Source organism: Veillonella fallax (assembly GCF_020687175.1).
GTDB lineage: Bacteria > Bacillota > Negativicutes > Veillonellales > Veillonellaceae > Veillonella > Veillonella fallax.
The window spans coordinates 1-16,245 of the sequence record NZ_JAJEQD010000025.1 but is presented as its reverse complement, the minus strand read 5'-3'; the positions used below and the strand labels follow the sequence as shown (position 1 = coordinate 16,245).

At 40.6% G+C, this 16,245-nt stretch carries 9 protein-coding genes; 8 read left to right on the top strand and 1 reads right to left on the bottom strand.

The window, feature by feature from the left end; genetic code table 11:
* Nucleotides 1-122: 122 nt before the first annotated feature.
* Nucleotides 123-1,739 (bottom strand): ArnT family glycosyltransferase, encoded by a 1,617-nt coding sequence (locus tag LKD20_RS08980; protein ID WP_227721542.1) that lies wholly within the window; start codon nt 1,737-1,739, stop codon nt 123-125.
* Between the two features lie 262 nt (nt 1,740-2,001).
* Between LKD20_RS08980 and LKD20_RS08975 the strand changes: the two genes are divergently transcribed.
* The 8 genes from LKD20_RS08975 to LKD20_RS08940 form a co-directional block, all read left to right on the top strand.
* Nucleotides 2,002-3,417, top strand: coding sequence for an aspartate ammonia-lyase (locus LKD20_RS08975; protein ID WP_178885497.1), 1,416 nt, complete (start codon nt 2,002-2,004; stop codon nt 3,415-3,417).
* A gap of 331 nt (nt 3,418-3,748) precedes the next feature.
* The gene (gene rpoB, locus LKD20_RS08970) at nt 3,749-7,903 is read left to right on the top strand and encodes a DNA-directed RNA polymerase subunit beta (protein ID WP_227721541.1); all 4,155 of its coding nucleotides are present in this window, start codon (nt 3,749-3,751) and stop codon (nt 7,901-7,903) included.
* Between the two features lie 29 nt (nt 7,904-7,932).
* A complete protein-coding gene (gene rpoC, locus LKD20_RS08965; RefSeq protein ID WP_349226941.1) occupies nt 7,933-12,135 on the top strand; it encodes a DNA-directed RNA polymerase subunit beta' in 4,203 nt (1,400 codons plus the stop codon).
* Between the two features lie 453 nt (nt 12,136-12,588).
* Nucleotides 12,589-12,834, top strand: a complete 246-nt coding sequence (locus LKD20_RS08960; RefSeq protein ID WP_005385487.1) for a ribosomal L7Ae/L30e/S12e/Gadd45 family protein — start codon at nt 12,589-12,591, stop codon at nt 12,832-12,834.
* Between the two features lie 76 nt (nt 12,835-12,910).
* Complete coding sequence (gene rpsL / locus LKD20_RS08955; RefSeq protein ID WP_004693554.1) at nt 12,911-13,285, top strand: 30S ribosomal protein S12; 375 nt, start codon at nt 12,911-12,913, stop codon at nt 13,283-13,285.
* Nucleotides 13,286-13,337: 52 nt separating this feature from the next.
* Nucleotides 13,338-13,808 (top strand): 30S ribosomal protein S7, encoded by a 471-nt coding sequence (gene rpsG / locus LKD20_RS08950; RefSeq protein ID WP_004693556.1) that lies wholly within the window; start codon nt 13,338-13,340, stop codon nt 13,806-13,808.
* 15 nt (nt 13,809-13,823) lie between these two features.
* Complete coding sequence (gene fusA, locus LKD20_RS08945; RefSeq protein WP_005385490.1) at nt 13,824-15,899, top strand: elongation factor G; 2,076 nt, start codon at nt 13,824-13,826, stop codon at nt 15,897-15,899.
* 50 nt (nt 15,900-15,949) lie between these two features.
* The coding region (locus tag LKD20_RS08940; RefSeq protein ID WP_205096799.1) for a GTP-binding protein at nt 15,950-16,245 on the top strand (296 nt) is incomplete at its 3' end.

Sequence of the window (16,245 nt, the reverse complement as noted above, 5' to 3'; positions counted from 1 at the left end):
GTGATTTGCATAACTATGACAAATTATCTTTCAATGATTGGGATTAAAGTACCAACACGTTTTGTCCTATAACCCAAATTTGTAGTTATCTATCAATACCAATTAGCCGGTTTTGGCTATGATTATTGAATTTTATAAATGCTAGCCGATTTAGTTTTTCCAACTTCTGTTGCTATGTTATTGGTTGGTGAATTAGCAAATTCTTTACTATATTTATTTGGCACAATGATGGTAGCACCTTTTTCATTAGATATCCTTGTATCAAACTCTTCTACTGTTATTGTGGGCATCAATGTTTTGCCTGCTGTCCATACTGGATTATCTGTAGTATGTACAAATACTTGAGTTGGTGTATCTTTTGTATAATACACAATAGATGTATAGTAGGTACCATATATATATATGTGTTGTGCACTTGACTCAATATATGGCTTGAATTGAAGCCCCGATTGATCAGATAAAATAGGTGTTACAGTTATTGTGATTGCCGTATATAAAATAGTTAAAGGTGTGGCTAAATAGATAGATAATGGTACGTTGCGATTTCTATACCGTTTAACTACTAGTGCAAATAGTACTAGTAATACGAATGCACTAATTAATGGTATAGGATTTAATTCTGGTGTTGCGATGCTGGCTACTAGGAATAAGATTGTATATATGCCTAATGGAATCGTTACAATATATTTAAAACTAGTACTCTTGTTATGGCAGCTAGTTGTGATAGCTTCAGCACCCCAGATAAGACATGGGATTATTGCTGGTAACGTATAGGTTATATACTTTGTGGCCACTAGTGAATAGAATAATACAATTACTACAAACCAGATGGCGCCGAGAAGATAAAAATTATTTTTCCATGTAATGTTTTTGAGTCGGTAAATAACGGCTGGTGTCCATGGTAAAAGAGCAAGAGGGACAATGATTAGATAATAATACCAAACATTGAATTTTGGATGCTCAGATACAAGTGCTCGCTCCATGTTGTGAAGCCCTAGGAAACCAGATATGAATTCTTGACCGTGAATCGAGTACATAGCGATGTACCATGGACTGGCGAGAACTATAAATAGTAGAATTCCCAAAGGATTAAATAATAATGTAATATCCTTAGCGAGTGAGTATTCATCCTTATCTTTTTGGGTGAACCATCGTGCAGCAATGAATAGTAGTAGTATTAATCCAGGCAGAACAATACCAACAGGCCCTTTAGTTACAACAGCTAAGGCTGCTGCCCCATAGGCTTTTACCATGGAATGTTTATCGTTCTTGGTGAAAGCTAGATAAGAATAGCCGAAGATGGCTAGTGAAAAGAAGAAGAGGAAGCCGTCTGTTATGACTGCGTGTGAAATGTACCAGAACTGTAAGGCACTAAATATAAGTATGGCACTTGTTACCGCTATATACGTGGACTCTTTGATGCGATACACAAGATGGTACATAAGCGCTACACTGCCACCGGCAATGAGTGTATTCGGTATGCGGGATGCAAAGTCAGATATGCCGAATAGTTTATAACTGATCATGAGCGCCCAATAGGTGAGGGGCGGTTTATCATACCAGACTTGGTCATATATCATGGGTGATATCCATGAGTTATGCTTTAGCATTGTAATAGCAGATAATACATAGTTAGATTCAACCGGATCTGTTATGGGCAGATAGGCATTATAGAAACCGTAACTCAGTACGGTTAATAAAAATAGCGCACCTATGCGCAACATGTGATTGTTAATCATAATTACTCCTTACTTACATATTTTATATTATTGTACTATAGGGCGTGTAATAATTAAACCAATGAAAGATAAAGCTTTTATCAATATGGAAATAGTTACAAAAAAATTATTTATGAAATAATATATTGTATAGAATATTGTTTGTACAGAATACATGAAATGACTTTTATGTATACAAAATACATGCTATAATGAGCGCGTAAGATAAAACCGTTTCATTGAAATACTATTTTGTATAAAAATAGTAGAAAGAGGATTTATTATGAGAAAAGAACATGATTTCTTAGGTGAATTAGAAGTAGCTGATGAATTATATTACGGTGTACAAACAATTCGTGCATTAGAAAACTTCCATATTACAGGTAAACACTTGGACCAAGACTTTATCAAAGCCTTGGCGATGGTTAAAAAAGCATCTGCTTTAGCGAATATGAAAACTGGTCGCTTAAATGTATCTATTGGTAAAGCTATTGTACAAGCTGCGGACGAAGTAATTGAAGGTCAATTTGCGGACCAATTCCCTGTTGATCCAATTCAAGGTGGCGCAGGTACTTCTGTAAACATGAATATGAACGAAGTATTGGCTAACCGTGCTTGTGAAATTTTGGGTCATCCAAAAGGAAGCTATGATATTGTAAGCCCTAACAACCATTGTAATATGGCACAATCTACAAATGATGCTTTCCCAACAGCAATCAAGGTATGTGCAATTTTAAAATCTAAACCTTTACTTGAAGCATTACAACGCCTTGTTGATGAACTTGAGAAAAAGGCTGATGAATATAGCGAAATTTTGAAAATGGGTCGTACTCATTTACAAGATGCAGTGCCAATTACATTAGGCCAAGAAATGGGTGCCTATGCATCTGGTGTTCGCCGTGGTATTAAACGTATTAAATCTGCCGTTGAAGGTGCTCATGTAATTAACATGGGTGCTACTGCAGTTGGTACAGGTCTTAATGCGGAACCTAATTATATTCATGATGTAGCATACGAACTTAGTGAAGTAGTAGGTGAACCATTCTACACTGCGGAAAACTTAATTGATGCTACGAACAATACAGATATCTTTGCTGATATCTCCAGTGGTTTGAAAGTAACTGCTCTTGTATTGATTAAAATGGCCAACGACTTCCGCTTAATGGCATCTGGTCCTCGTTGTGGTATTGGGGAATTAAAATTGCCTGCTCGCCAACCTGGTTCTTCCATCATGCCAGGCAAGGTTAACCCTGTTATCGCCGAAGTATTGAACCAAGTATGTTACCAAGTTATCGGTAATGACTTAACAATTACATTGGCTGTAGAAAATGGTCAATTCGAATTGAACGTAATGGAACCTGTATTGGCTTACAATTTGTTCAATAATCTTTGCTACCTCAAAAACGGCGTAAATACATTCGTTGATAAATTACTCGTGGATCTTGAAGTGGATCGTGAACAATGCGAATACTGGTTGAATCGTTCCGTTGGTATCGTAACAGCATTGTTGCCACATCTTGGCTATGAAACAGCATCTTCTCTTGCAAAAGAAGCGTATACTACTGGTCGTGCTATCCGTGATATCATCTTGGAAAAAGGTTTATTGACTGAAGATGAAATTAATCATATCCTTTCTCCTAAAGAAATGACTCGCCCTGGTATTGCTGGTGCTAATCTTTTAAAACAAAAAGGCAACTAACATAGTCAGTTGTTTTAATACATGAATAAAGCATGAAAATGAAAGACTGTCAACCCTTTTGGTTGACAGTCTTTTTTAATACTGATAAAATTATATATTGCAAAAGTAGCGTTTCCTGCTTTTGGATATAAAAACTATAACTTGAATAGTGATGAGGTTTTCTTCCAAGGTTGTGCTTGGTTAATGGAAAGCAAGGTTATTTTTAAAAATGAAATGGGCCTTGCTTTATTTGACGTTATCCGAGCAGGAAAACTGAGACCTGTAAGATGTCTTTTCCGTGCCGTTATAGAAAATGGTAGACCAGTGTGTTTTGATAGGGGTGAAAGCAAATATGTTCAAACCTGAACAGGTAGGCAAACGAACTCGTTATACGTACGCAAAAATTAACGAAGTTATCAAGATGCCGCATTTATTGGACATTCAGCGTAAATCGTATGAGTGGTTCTTGGAGAGTGGTTTACAAAATATTTTCAACGATATTTCTCCGATTAAAGACAATTCAGGTAATCTAGTACTTTCTTTCGAAGGTTTCAGCTTAGGTGAACCTAAGTATGATATTAATGAATGTAAAAACCGTGATGCTACTTACGCAGCACCACTTCGTGTAAATATTCGCTTGGTAAATAATGATCCAGAAAATATGGACATTAAAGAACAAGAAGTATTCATGGGCGATTTCCCATTGATGACTGACACAGGTACTTTCATCATCAATGGTGCAGAACGTGTAATCGTATCCCAATTGGTACGTTCTCCAGGCGTTTACTACAATAAAGAAATCGATACAATGGGTAACCGTTTGTACGATTCCACAGTTATTCCTAACCGTGGCGCATGGATTGAACTTGAAACTGATGCTAGCGAAGTTGTTGCTGTTCGTATTGACCGTAATCGTAAATTACCAGCTACTGTATTGGTACGTGCATTAGGTTGGGATACTAATGAAAGCATCCTTGACCTCTTCTGGAATGGTAAAACTGATGAAGATGGTTTGCCAGTATATGATGAACGCATCGTTCGTACATTAGAAAAAGATACAACTCAATCTGCTGATGAAGCATTGGTTGAAATCTATAAAAAATTACGTCCAGGCGAGCCTCCAACCGTAGAGTCTGCTCGTAACTTGTTTGATAACTTGTTCTTCGATGCACGCCGTTATGATTTAGCGCGCGTTGGTCGTTACAAATTAAACAAAAAACTCGGCTGGCGTCAACGTATGTTGGGTCAAACATTGGCTCAACCAATCGTAGATCCAGAAACTGGCGAAATCATTCTTGATGCAGGTGTACAAGTTGGGGAAGAACAACTTGATATCGTTGCTAATAGCCATGTATTCGATGGTGAAGGCTTCGCTGAGTTCTACATCGTAAATAACGATGGTGTAGAATCCAAAGTTATCTGTAATAACTGCAACTTGCCATACGATCACCGTACAGTAACACGTGAAGACATGATCGCTAACATCTCTTACTTGCTCAACCTTATGGATGGCGCAGGTCATACAGATGATATCGACCACTTGGGCAACCGTCGTCTTCGCTGTGTGGGTGAATTGTTGCAAAACCAATTCCGTATTGGTTTAACTCGTATGGAACGCGTTGTTCGTGAACGTATGACAATTCAAGAAATCGAATCTATCACGCCTCAAGCGTTGATTAACATTCGCCCTGTAGTGGCAGCAATCAAAGAATTCTTTGGTTCTTCCCAATTGTCCCAGTTCATGGACCAAACAAACCCATTAGCAGAATTGACTCATAAACGTCGTCTTTCTGCCCTTGGCCCTGGCGGTTTATCTCGTGAGCGTGCAGGCTTCGAAGTTCGTGACGTGCATCACTCTCACTATGGCCGTATGTGTCCAATCGAAACTCCAGAAGGTCCAAACATCGGTTTGATTAACTCCTTGTCTAACTATGCGAAAGTAAATGAATTTGGTTTCATTGAGGCTCCATACCGTAAAGTAGAAAAAATCTATGGTACAGGCGCCGATGCAGACAAAGTTGTAAAAGTTCGTGTCACAGATTCTGTTGTATATATGACAGCTGATGAAGAAGAAGGCATGACAATTGCCCAAGCGAACTCCCCAATCGATGGTGAAGGTTACTTTACTAATGAACACGTAGCTTGTCGTCGTGGTCATGACGTATTGGAAGTTACACCTGATAAGGTAGACTACATGGACGTTAGTCCAAAAGAAGTTGTATCCATCGGTACAGCTATGATTCCATTCCTTGAAAATGACGATGCTAACCGTGCCTTGATGGGGGCGAACATGCAACGTCAAGCGGTACCACTCTTGCGCGCTCAAGCTCCACTTGTTGGTACAGGTATGGAATATACAGCAGCTACTGACTCCGGCGTTTGCGTACTTGCTCGCGAAGCTGGTAAAGTTGTACGTTGCTGGGGTAATGAAATCCACGTTCTTCGCGATAGCGATGGTCGTGTTGATACATATCGTTTGAATAAATTCCTTCGTTCTAACCAATCCACATGCTTTAACCAAAAACCAATCGTTAATCGTGGCGACCATGTTGTAAAAGGCCAAGTATTGGCTGATGGCCCTGCTACTGATGGCGGTGAATTAGCGTTAGGTTATAACGTTCTTGTAGCGTTCATGCCTTGGGAAGGTTATAACTACGAAGATGCGATCTTGCTTAGTGAAGAACTTTGCAAAGAAGATATCTATACATCCATTCATATTGAAGAGTACGAATGCGATGCGCGTGACACTAAATTAGGTGCCGAAGAAATCACTCGTGAATTACCTAATACTGGTGATGACACACTTAAAAACCTTGATGAAGATGGTATCATCTGTATTGGTGCAGAAGTACATCCTGGCGACATTCTCGTAGGTAAAGCTACACCAAAAGGTGAAACTGAATTAACTCCTGAAGAACGCTTATTACGCGCTATCTTCGGTGATAAAGAACGCGAAGTTCGCGACACATCCTTGCGCGTACCTCATGGCGAATCTGGTAAAGTTGTAGACGTTAAAGTCTTCACTCGTGAAAACGGCGACGAATTACAACCAGGTGTAAATAAACTTGTTCGCGTATACATCGCTCAAAAACGTAAGATTCACGAAGGCGATAAAATGGCGGGCCGTCATGGTAATAAAGGTGTCGTTTCTCGCGTTATGAGAAAAGAAGATATGCCATTCCTTCCAGATGGTACTCCAGTACAAATCGTATTGAACCCATTGGGCGTACCTTCTCGTATGAACATCGGTCAGGTTCTTGAAACTCACTTGGGTTGGGCTGTTCAAGGCTTAGGTATGAAAATCAAAGCTACAGACCTTCACATCCAAAATGTATTGAAAGAAGCTCGTACTGATGCATCTTACTGGGAACAAATCGACGCTATTCGCGGCTTATATGCTGAAATTGAAGAATTAGAAGTAAAAGCTAAAGAAGATGTAACTGTTCCTCATTTCGACATCGATGAAAAAATCATCGACTTGAAATCTCAAATTCTTGGTCATGTAGAGTCTGCAGCGCAAAAGAAACTTGAAGCTCTTGGCGGCGAAGCTCGTTATCAAGAACTTAAAGCTATTGAAGCTAAATACAATGCACTTCATGTAGAATTCTTCGACTCTGAAGAAGATGCTCCAGAAATGGATCCAGCTCTTGTGGAAGAATTAGAAGCTATTAATAAAGTTAAAACTACATTGAACCATATTGAATCTGCTCGTGCTAAACGCGTTGAAATTCGTCATGAACTCGAAGGCCTTGGTTACGATTATGAAACATATGGCATGCCAAAACCAGATGTAGCTGGTATTCACATTGCTACACCTGTATTTGATGGTGCGCATGAAAAAGATGTATTTGAAACATTAGGCATTGCTGGTCGTTCCGATGATGGTAAAACAGTATTGTACGATGGTCGTACTGGTGAACCTATGGATAACCGTGTAACAGTTGGTTACGTATACATGCTTAAACTCCATCACTTGGTTGATGATAAAATCCATGCTCGTTCCACAGGTCCGTACTCCCTTGTTACACAACAACCATTGGGCGGTAAAGCTCAATTCGGTGGTCAACGTTTCGGGGAAATGGAAGTTTGGGCTCTCGAAGCATATGGCGCAGCTTATACACTTCAAGAGCTATTAACTGTTAAGTCTGACGACGTTGTTGGTCGTGTGAAAGCATACGAAAAAATCGTTAAAGGCGAAAACATCCCTGAACCAGGTGTACCTGAGTCCTTCAAGGTATTGCTCAAAGAACTTCAAAGTATTGGTCTTGATGTAAAAATCTTGAATGAAGATCAAGAAGAAGTAGTTATGAAAGAACTTGATGACGAAGATGAAGTGGTAGAAACTGGCATTGAAGAAGTTATGGAAGGCAGTGCAGTAGAAACTGATGAAGTAACTGTAGTAGAGCCAGAAGTAGAGGAAGAAGCACCTGCTGATAACGGCGGTGAAGACGATATCCTTAGCCAATTGGCGTTCCCAATGGGCGATTCCTCTAACGATGAAGACTAAAACTATCTATAAGGAAGGGAGCGATAGTAGTGCTAGACGTAAATGAATTCGATTCCATGCGAATCGGTTTAGCCTCTCCAGAGCAGATCTTAGCTTGGTCTCATGGGGAAGTTAAGAAACCTGAAACTATTAACTACCGTACGTTGAAGCCAGAACGTGATGGTCTATTCTGCGAACGCATTTTTGGACCAACAAAGGACTGGGAATGTCACTGCGGCAAATATAAACGCATTCGCCATAAAGGCGTAGTCTGCGATAAATGTGGTGTAGAGGTTACACGTGCAAAAGTACGTCGTGAACGTATGGGCCATATCCAATTGGCTACTCCTGTATCTCACATTTGGTACTTTAAAGGTATCCCATCCCGCATGGGCCTAATCCTTGATGTATCTCCACGTTCTTTGGAACGCGTATTATACTTTGCTTCCTACATCGTAGTAGATCCAGCTGGTACTCCATTGGCAAAACGCCAATTGTTGTCCGAGCAAGAGTACCGCGAATATGAAGCTCAATTTAACGAAGACGGTTATACTATCGGTGGTAAATCCGTCGTAATCGAAACAGTAGCTCAACGTAACGAACGTTTGGCTATTGTTCGTGAAGCACAACGCAAAGAGCGCTATAATGCGGCTCTTCGCGATGATGCAACAATCCCAGAAGCAGATAAAGAATACGAAGAATTAACTCGTGAAGAGCGTTATGAATTGGGCGCTGCTGAAGAAGTTCTCTTCGTATGTATCGATATGGGTGCTGAGGCTGTAAAGGCTCTTTTAGCAGAACTTGATCTTGAAGCATTGAATGCTGAATTGCGCGAAGAATTGAACACTGCTAGTGGTCAACGTAAAATCCGTGCAGTTCGTCGTTTAGAAGTAGTAGAAGCATTCCGTCAATCTGGCAACCGCCCAGAATGGATGATCATGGATGTTGTTCCTGTTATCCCACCTGAATTGCGCCCTATGGTTCAATTAGATGGTGGCCGTTTCGCTACATCTGACCTCAATGATTTGTATCGTCGTGTTATCAACCGTAACAACCGTTTGAAACGTTTGTTAGATTTAGGTGCTCCTGATATCATTGTGCGCAACGAAAAACGTATGCTTCAAGAAGCTGTTGACGCATTGATTGATAATGGTCGCCGTGGCCGTCCTGTAACAGGTCCTGGTAATCGTCCATTAAAATCTTTGTCCGATATGCTTAAAGGTAAACAAGGTCGTTTCCGTCAAAACTTGCTTGGTAAACGTGTTGACTACTCCGGTCGTTCCGTTATCGTAGTAGGTCCTGAACTTAAAATGCACCAATGTGGTTTGCCTAAAGAAATGGCATTGGAATTGTTCAAACCTTTCGTTATGAAACGTTTGGTAGAGCGTGGTCAAGCATCCAACATTAAGGCTGCTAAACGCCAAGTAGAAAGAATCGGTCTTGGTGTATGGGAAGCCTTGGAAGAGGTAATCAAAGAACATCCAGTTCTCTTGAACCGTGCCCCTACATTGCATAGACTTGGTATCCAAGCCTTCGAACCAATCCTTTGGGAAGGCCGTGCTATCAAATTGCATCCATTAGTATGTACAGCCTTCAACGCCGACTTTGACGGTGACCAAATGGCATGTCACTTACCATTGTCCGTAGAAGCACAAGCGGAAGCTCGTACATTGATGCTTTCTAGCCATAATATCTTGTCCACTAAGGACGGTAAGCCAGTAGCAGTACCATCTCAAGATATGATCTTGGGTACATACTACTTAACAGTTGTACGTGAAGATACTCGTGATAAAGCAAAAACATTTGCTACTTATGATGAAGTAATGCTTGCATACGAATCTCATATTATTGGCTTGCAAGATATTCTTTATATCCGTTTACCTGACCATGGCCGTGTAGAAACAACGGCAGGTCGCTTGATCTTCAACAATGCACTATTCCCAGAATTGTGGCAATATGAAAAACGTGAAGATGGCACTTACTCTTTAGGTAAGGTTATGGATAAGAAAACAGTTGGTAAATTGGTTGACCAATGCTTCCAATTGTTTGGCAATGAAAAGACTGCAGAACTCTTGGACCGTATTAAATCCTTGGGTTACTCCTTCGCACGTCGCGCAGGTATGACTGTAGCTATTGCAGATATTAAAGTACCAGAAGTAAAAACTGGCTTGTTAGACACAGCGGAACAAGAAGTAGAAAAAGTATCTCGCTTGTATCGTCGTGGTCTTATTACAGAAGAAGAACGTTACCGTAAAACTATCCAATTGTGGACTCAAGCAACAGAAGATGTTACTGATGCCATGATGGATAATATGGCGCGCGATAAAGATGGCTTCAACCCTGTTTACATGATGGCTATCTCTGGTGCCCGTGGTAACAAACAACAGATCCGTCAGCTTGCTGGTATGCGTGGCTTGATGGCCGATCCATCTGGTCGTATCATCGACTTGCCAATCAAAGCAAACTTTAAAGAAGGCTTGACTGTATTGGATTACTTTACATCCTCTCATGGTGCTCGTAAAGGTTTGGCCGATACAGCGCTTCGTACAGCTGACTCCGGTTACTTGACTCGTCGTCTTGTTGACGTATCTCAAGACGTTATCGTTCGCGAGGACGATTGTGACGTTGTAGGTATCGATCTCGTTCGTGAACGCGCTCGTTTGGCTACATCTCCACGTCAAGCATTGGAATTGTTGAAAGATAAACTTATTGGTCGTGTATTAGATAAAGATGTTGTGAATGTAGAAACAGGGGAACTTGTTGTACCTTCCGAAACTATCTTAGACGAACAATGTTTAGCTGATATTGCTGAATCCGGCGTAACATCTATCGCATTGCGCGGTGTACATTTAGGTTCTGACAGCGATATCAACCATACTAACTTGGTTCAAAAAATTATTCTTGGTGAAAGCGATGACAGTATCCGTGCAACATTGAAAGAAACTATGGTTCAAAATATGTTGAACAAGGATACTGTACATGCTATCGTTGACAGCGAAGGTGTAGAAATCTTCCCTGCTGATACACGTCTCACTGAAGAAGGTATCGAAGCTATCCTTAATTCCGATGTAAAAGAAGTACAAGTACGCAATAACGAAATCCACGGTATCGAAGTGGAAGCGATCGTTGAGGGTACTGGCGTTATTGAACCATTAAAAGATCGTATCGTAGGTCGTATTGCAGCTGAAGAATTGGTTAATAAAGAAACTGGCGAAGTTATCGTTCCTCTTAACGGTGAAATCACAGAACCATTGGCTGATGAAGTTGTAAAACACTATGAAACAGTTAAAATCCGTTCCGTATTAACTTGCCGCAGCCCTTATGGCGTATGTCGCAAGTGCTATGGTCGCGACCTTGGTACAGGCGGTCAAGTTCAAGTTGGTGAAGCTGTAGGCATTATTGCAGCGCAATCCATCGGTGAACCTGGTACTCAGTTGACAATGCGTACATTCCATACAGGTGGTGTCGCTGGTGACGATATTACACAAGGTTTGCCACGTGTTGAAGAATTGTTCGAGGCGCGTAAACCAAAACGTAATGCTATCATCGCAGAAAATGAAGGTACAGTTCGCGTTGTACCTAACGAAGGTAAAAAAGGTACTAATACAATCTTCATTACTGGTGAAGACGGTATTGAACTTGATTACCTCATCCCTTATGGTTCTCGCATTATCGTTAAAGACGGTGATGTTGTATCCTTAGGTGCACGTTTGACAGAAGGTTCTATTAACCCTCATGACATTATGCGTGTAATGGGTACAGAAGCAACTCAACGTTACCTCGTTTACGAAGTACAAAAAGTATATAAATCTCAAGGTGTAGAAATTAACGATAAACATATCGAAGTTATCGTTCGTCAAATGCTTCATAAAGTAAAAGTTGAAACAGCTGGCGATGCAGATATGCTTCCAGGGGATATGGTCGACGTTAATACTTTTGACGAAGAAAACCGTCGTCTTACTCTTAATGGCCGTGAAAATGCTACAGGCAAACGTACATTGTTGGGTATTACTAAAGCTGCATTGGCTACGGATTCCTTCTTGTCTGCTGCGTCCTTCCAAGAAACAACACGTGTTCTTACCGACGCTGCTATCAAAGGTAAAATCGATCCATTATTGGGCTTAAAAGAAAATGTAATCATCGGTAAATTGATTCCTGCTGGTACTGGCATGAGTCGTTACCGTAAGATTGAGGTTGTTAAAAACACACCTGAAATCATCGATATTACAGAAGAAGCTGCTGTAGAAGAATAATCTATTGCAATAGAAGAGAGCGTGCCTTAGGGCACGCTCTTTTTTATAGATACTAAATTTCTCTGTTAAGATGTAATTGTCAGAAAGAATAAATAAACCTATAAGTTTGATAATATAGATATATTGAATATGGTTAATAAAATTGAACTAAAAAATGACTATTTATTTTTCAGTTATATCAATTATGCATACATGAAATGTGATTATTTAAAATAATATAAAAATAATGTATAAAAATGAGAATAAAATAGCTGTTTTTGCATAAAAATTACATATATTGTTATATGATTCGCCATTATGAAACGCACGGAAACGTGTACATATAAAATGCAGTTGTATAGCGGTGTGGAGCGTCGAAAAACGTTTGACATGTGATTGTGTAATTGGTATACTTACATAGTGCTCAGGGGCAAGTATGCCTAAGTAGCATAATTTCGTAAGGAGAATTTTACTATGGACATTGCCCATCTGAAGTCGATGAACAAAACAATCGGTGCCAAGCAAACGTTGAAAAACATTGCACGAGGGACTGTGAAGTATGTGTTCGTAGGACATGATAGTGATGAAAGTGTAGTTGGACCTATACGAAATGCTTGTGCTGAACAGGGAATACCTGTGAATGACAAGCACACTATGGATGACCTTGGTCGTGCGTGTCGCATTAAGGTGCGGGCCACAGCGGTAGGCATCCTACGTTAATCTTGGTAATATCCGATGTAACACTTTGTTATGACGGATCAATTATAAATCTCAAATTTGGAAAGGAGGTGCCCAAATGCCAACAATTAATCAGCTAGTACGCAAAGGTCGCATGAGCTTGACTAAAAAATCTACAGCTCCAGCGCTTCAAGAATCTCCACAAAAACGTGGTGTATGTACTCGTGTGTACACAGCTACTCCAAAGAAACCAAACTCCGCGCTTCGTAAAGTTGCCCGTGTACGTTTGACAAACGCTATTGAAGTAACTGCTTACATCCCAGGCATTGGTCACAATTTACAAGAACACAGTGTTGTACTTATCAGAGGCGGTCGTGTAAAAGACCTTCCAGGTGTGCGTTATCACATCGTTCGTGGTGCATTGGATACAGCTGGCGTACAAAACCGTATGCAAAGTCGTTCCAAATACGGCGCGAAAAAAGCTAAAAAATAATTTTAGCCATTAAACGAAATTAACACACATCATTATAAAGGAGGAATTGAACATGCCAAGAAAAGGCCCTGTTCCGAAACGTGATGTACTTCCAGATCCGGTGTACAACAGCAAATTAGTAACACGTTTCATTAACAAAGTTATGTACGATGGCAAAAAAGGCATTGCTGAAACTATCGTATATGATGCATTCGAAATTATTCGTTCCAAAATGGGTCAAGACCCAATGGAAGTTTTTGATCAAGCATTGAAAAATGTTATGCCTGTACTTGAAGTGCGTGCTCGCCGTATCGGTGGTGCGAACTACCAAGTGCCAGTTGAAGTTCGTGCTGATCGCCGTCAAACACTCGGTATTCGCTGGGTTGTAAACTATGCTCGTCTTCGTGGTGAACGCACTATGAAAGAACGCTTAGCAGGCGAATTGATGGACGCTTTCAACAATGCAGGCGCTGCAATCAAGAAAAAAGAAGATACTCATAAAATGGCAGAAGCTAATAAAGCATTTGCTCATTATCGTTGGTAATAAGAGGTGACAACTGTGGCAAGAGAGTTTTCCCTAGCAAAAACTCGTAATATCGGTATCATGGCTCACATCGATGCTGGTAAAACAACAACTACAGAACGTATCCTCTACTATACAGGTATTGTTCACAAAATCGGCGAAGTACATGAAGGTGCTGCTACGATGGACTGGATGGCGCAAGAACAAGAACGTGGTATCACAATCACTTCTGCTGCGACAACATGTCACTGGAAAGATCATCGTATCAACATCATCGATACTCCTGGTCACGTTGACTTTACTGTAGAAGTAGAACGTTCTCTACGTGTACTTGACGGTTCTGTTGCGGTATTCAGTGCTAAAGGCGGCGTTGAACCACAATCCGAAACAGTATGGCGTCAAGCTTCTAACTACGGCGTACCTCGTATCGCTTATGTAAATAAGATGGATACTGTAGGTGCTGACTTCTTCAACGTAGTTGATATGATGAAATCCCGTTTGGGTGCAAATTCCGTAGCTATTCAAGTGCCAATCGGCGCTGAAGATACTTTCGAAGGCATCATCGATTTGATGACTATGAAAGCGGAAATTTACAAATCCGATGACGGTAAAGAATATGAAATCACTGATATCCCAGCAGAATATCAAGAAGTAGCTGAAGCTCGTCGCGAAATGATGATCGATGCTATCGCTGAAACTGATGACGATATTATGATGAAATATTTGGAAGGTGAAGAAATCTCCATTGAAGAATTGAAAACAGCATTGCGTAAAGCAGTTATTGCTAACCAATTGTTCCCAGTTCTTTGTGGTTCTTCCTACAAAAACAAAGGTGTACAAATGTTATTGGACGCTGTTGTGGATTACATGCCAGCTCCTATCGACATTCCAGCTATTAAAGGTGTCGTTCCTGGTACTGAAGAAGAAACTACTCGTCCTTCTTCCGATGATGAACCATTCTCCGCATTGGCATTCAAAATCATGGCTGACCCTTATGTTGGTAAATTAGCGTTCTTCCGTGTGTACTCCGGTACATTGGAATCCGGTTCCTACGTTTTCAACTCCACAAAAGGTAAGAAAGAACGTATCGGCCGTATTCTTCAAATGCACGCTAACACTCGTAAAGAAATCGACATGGTTTACGCTGGCGACATCGCTGCAGCTGTAGGCTTGAAAGATACTACTACTGGTGATACTCTTTGTGATGAAAAGAATCCTGTAATTCTTGAATCCATGGAATTCCCTGAACCAGTTATCTCCGTTGCTGTTGAACCTAAAACAAAAGCTGACCAAGAAAAAATGGGTACAGCTCTTGCTCGTTTGGCAGAAGAAGATCCTACTTTCAAAGTTCGTACTGATGAAGAAACAGGTCAAACTATTATCTCCGGTATGGGCGAACTTCACTTGGATATCATCGTTGACCGTATGAACCGTGAATTCAAAGTAGAATGTAACGTAGGTAAACCTCAAGTAGCTTATCGCGAAACTATCCGTAAAGCTGTTAAATCTGAAGGTAAATTCGTTCGTCAATCTGGTGGTCGTGGTCAATATGGTCACTGCTGGTTGGAATTAATTCCTCAAGAACCAGGTGCTGGCTTCGAATTTGAAAATAAGGTCGTAGGTGGTGCAATTCCTCGTGAATACATCGGACCTGTTGAAAATGGTGTTAAAGAAGCTATGGAATCCGGTGTTATCGCTGGTTATCCAATGGTTGACATCAAAGTTATCGTATTTGACGGCTCCTACCATGACGTTGACTCCAACGAAATGGCCTTCAAAATCGCTGGTTCCATGGGCTTTAAAGAAGGTGCTCGCAAAGCAGATCCTGCATTGCTTGAACCATATATGTCCGTAGAAGTAGACGTTCCTGAAGAATACATGGGCGACGTTATCGGTGACTTGAACTCCCGTCGTGGTCGCATGGACGGCATGGAAGCTCGTAATGGTAACCAACATATCAAAGCATATGTTCCATTGAGCGAAATGTTCGGTTACGCAACTGACCTTCGTTCCAAAACTCAAGGTCGCGGTAACTACTCCATGACATTCGATCATTACGAAGAAGTTCCTAAGAAAATTGCTGAAGAAATTCAAGCAAAGAAAAACGGTTAATCTTACATTAGATTAATAGAATTACTATTTTCCTCGGAGGATAATTTAAAATGGCTAAAGAAAAATTTGAACGTACGAAACCGCATGTTAACATCGGTACAATCGGTCATGTTGACCATGGTAAAACTACTTTGACTGCTGCAATCACTAAAGTATTGGCTGAAAAAGGCCAAGCTGATTTCCAAGATTACAGCATGATCGATAAAGCTCCAGAAGAACGTGAACGCGGTATCACAATCAACACTGCACACGTTGAATACGAAACTGAAAACCGTCACTATGCACACGTTGACTGCCCAGGCCATGCTGACTATGTTAAAAACATGATCACTGGTGCGGCTCAAAT

What these genes read in the sequence shown, in the direction of transcription:
- LKD20_RS08980 (WP_227721542.1), bottom strand. Translation starts at nt 1,739, where the DNA reads ATGATTAACAATCACATGTTGCGCATAGGTGCGCTATTTTTATTAACC.
- LKD20_RS08975 (WP_178885497.1), top strand. Translation starts at nt 2,002, where the DNA reads ATGAGAAAAGAACATGATTTCTTAGGTGAATTAGAAGTAGCTGATGAA.
- rpoB (WP_227721541.1), top strand. Translation starts at nt 3,749, where the DNA reads ATGTTCAAACCTGAACAGGTAGGCAAACGAACTCGTTATACGTACGCA.
- LKD20_RS08960 (WP_005385487.1), top strand. Translation starts at nt 12,589, where the DNA reads ATGGACATTGCCCATCTGAAGTCGATGAACAAAACAATCGGTGCCAAG.
- rpsL (WP_004693554.1), top strand. Translation starts at nt 12,911, where the DNA reads ATGCCAACAATTAATCAGCTAGTACGCAAAGGTCGCATGAGCTTGACT.
- rpsG (WP_004693556.1), top strand. Translation starts at nt 13,338, where the DNA reads ATGCCAAGAAAAGGCCCTGTTCCGAAACGTGATGTACTTCCAGATCCG.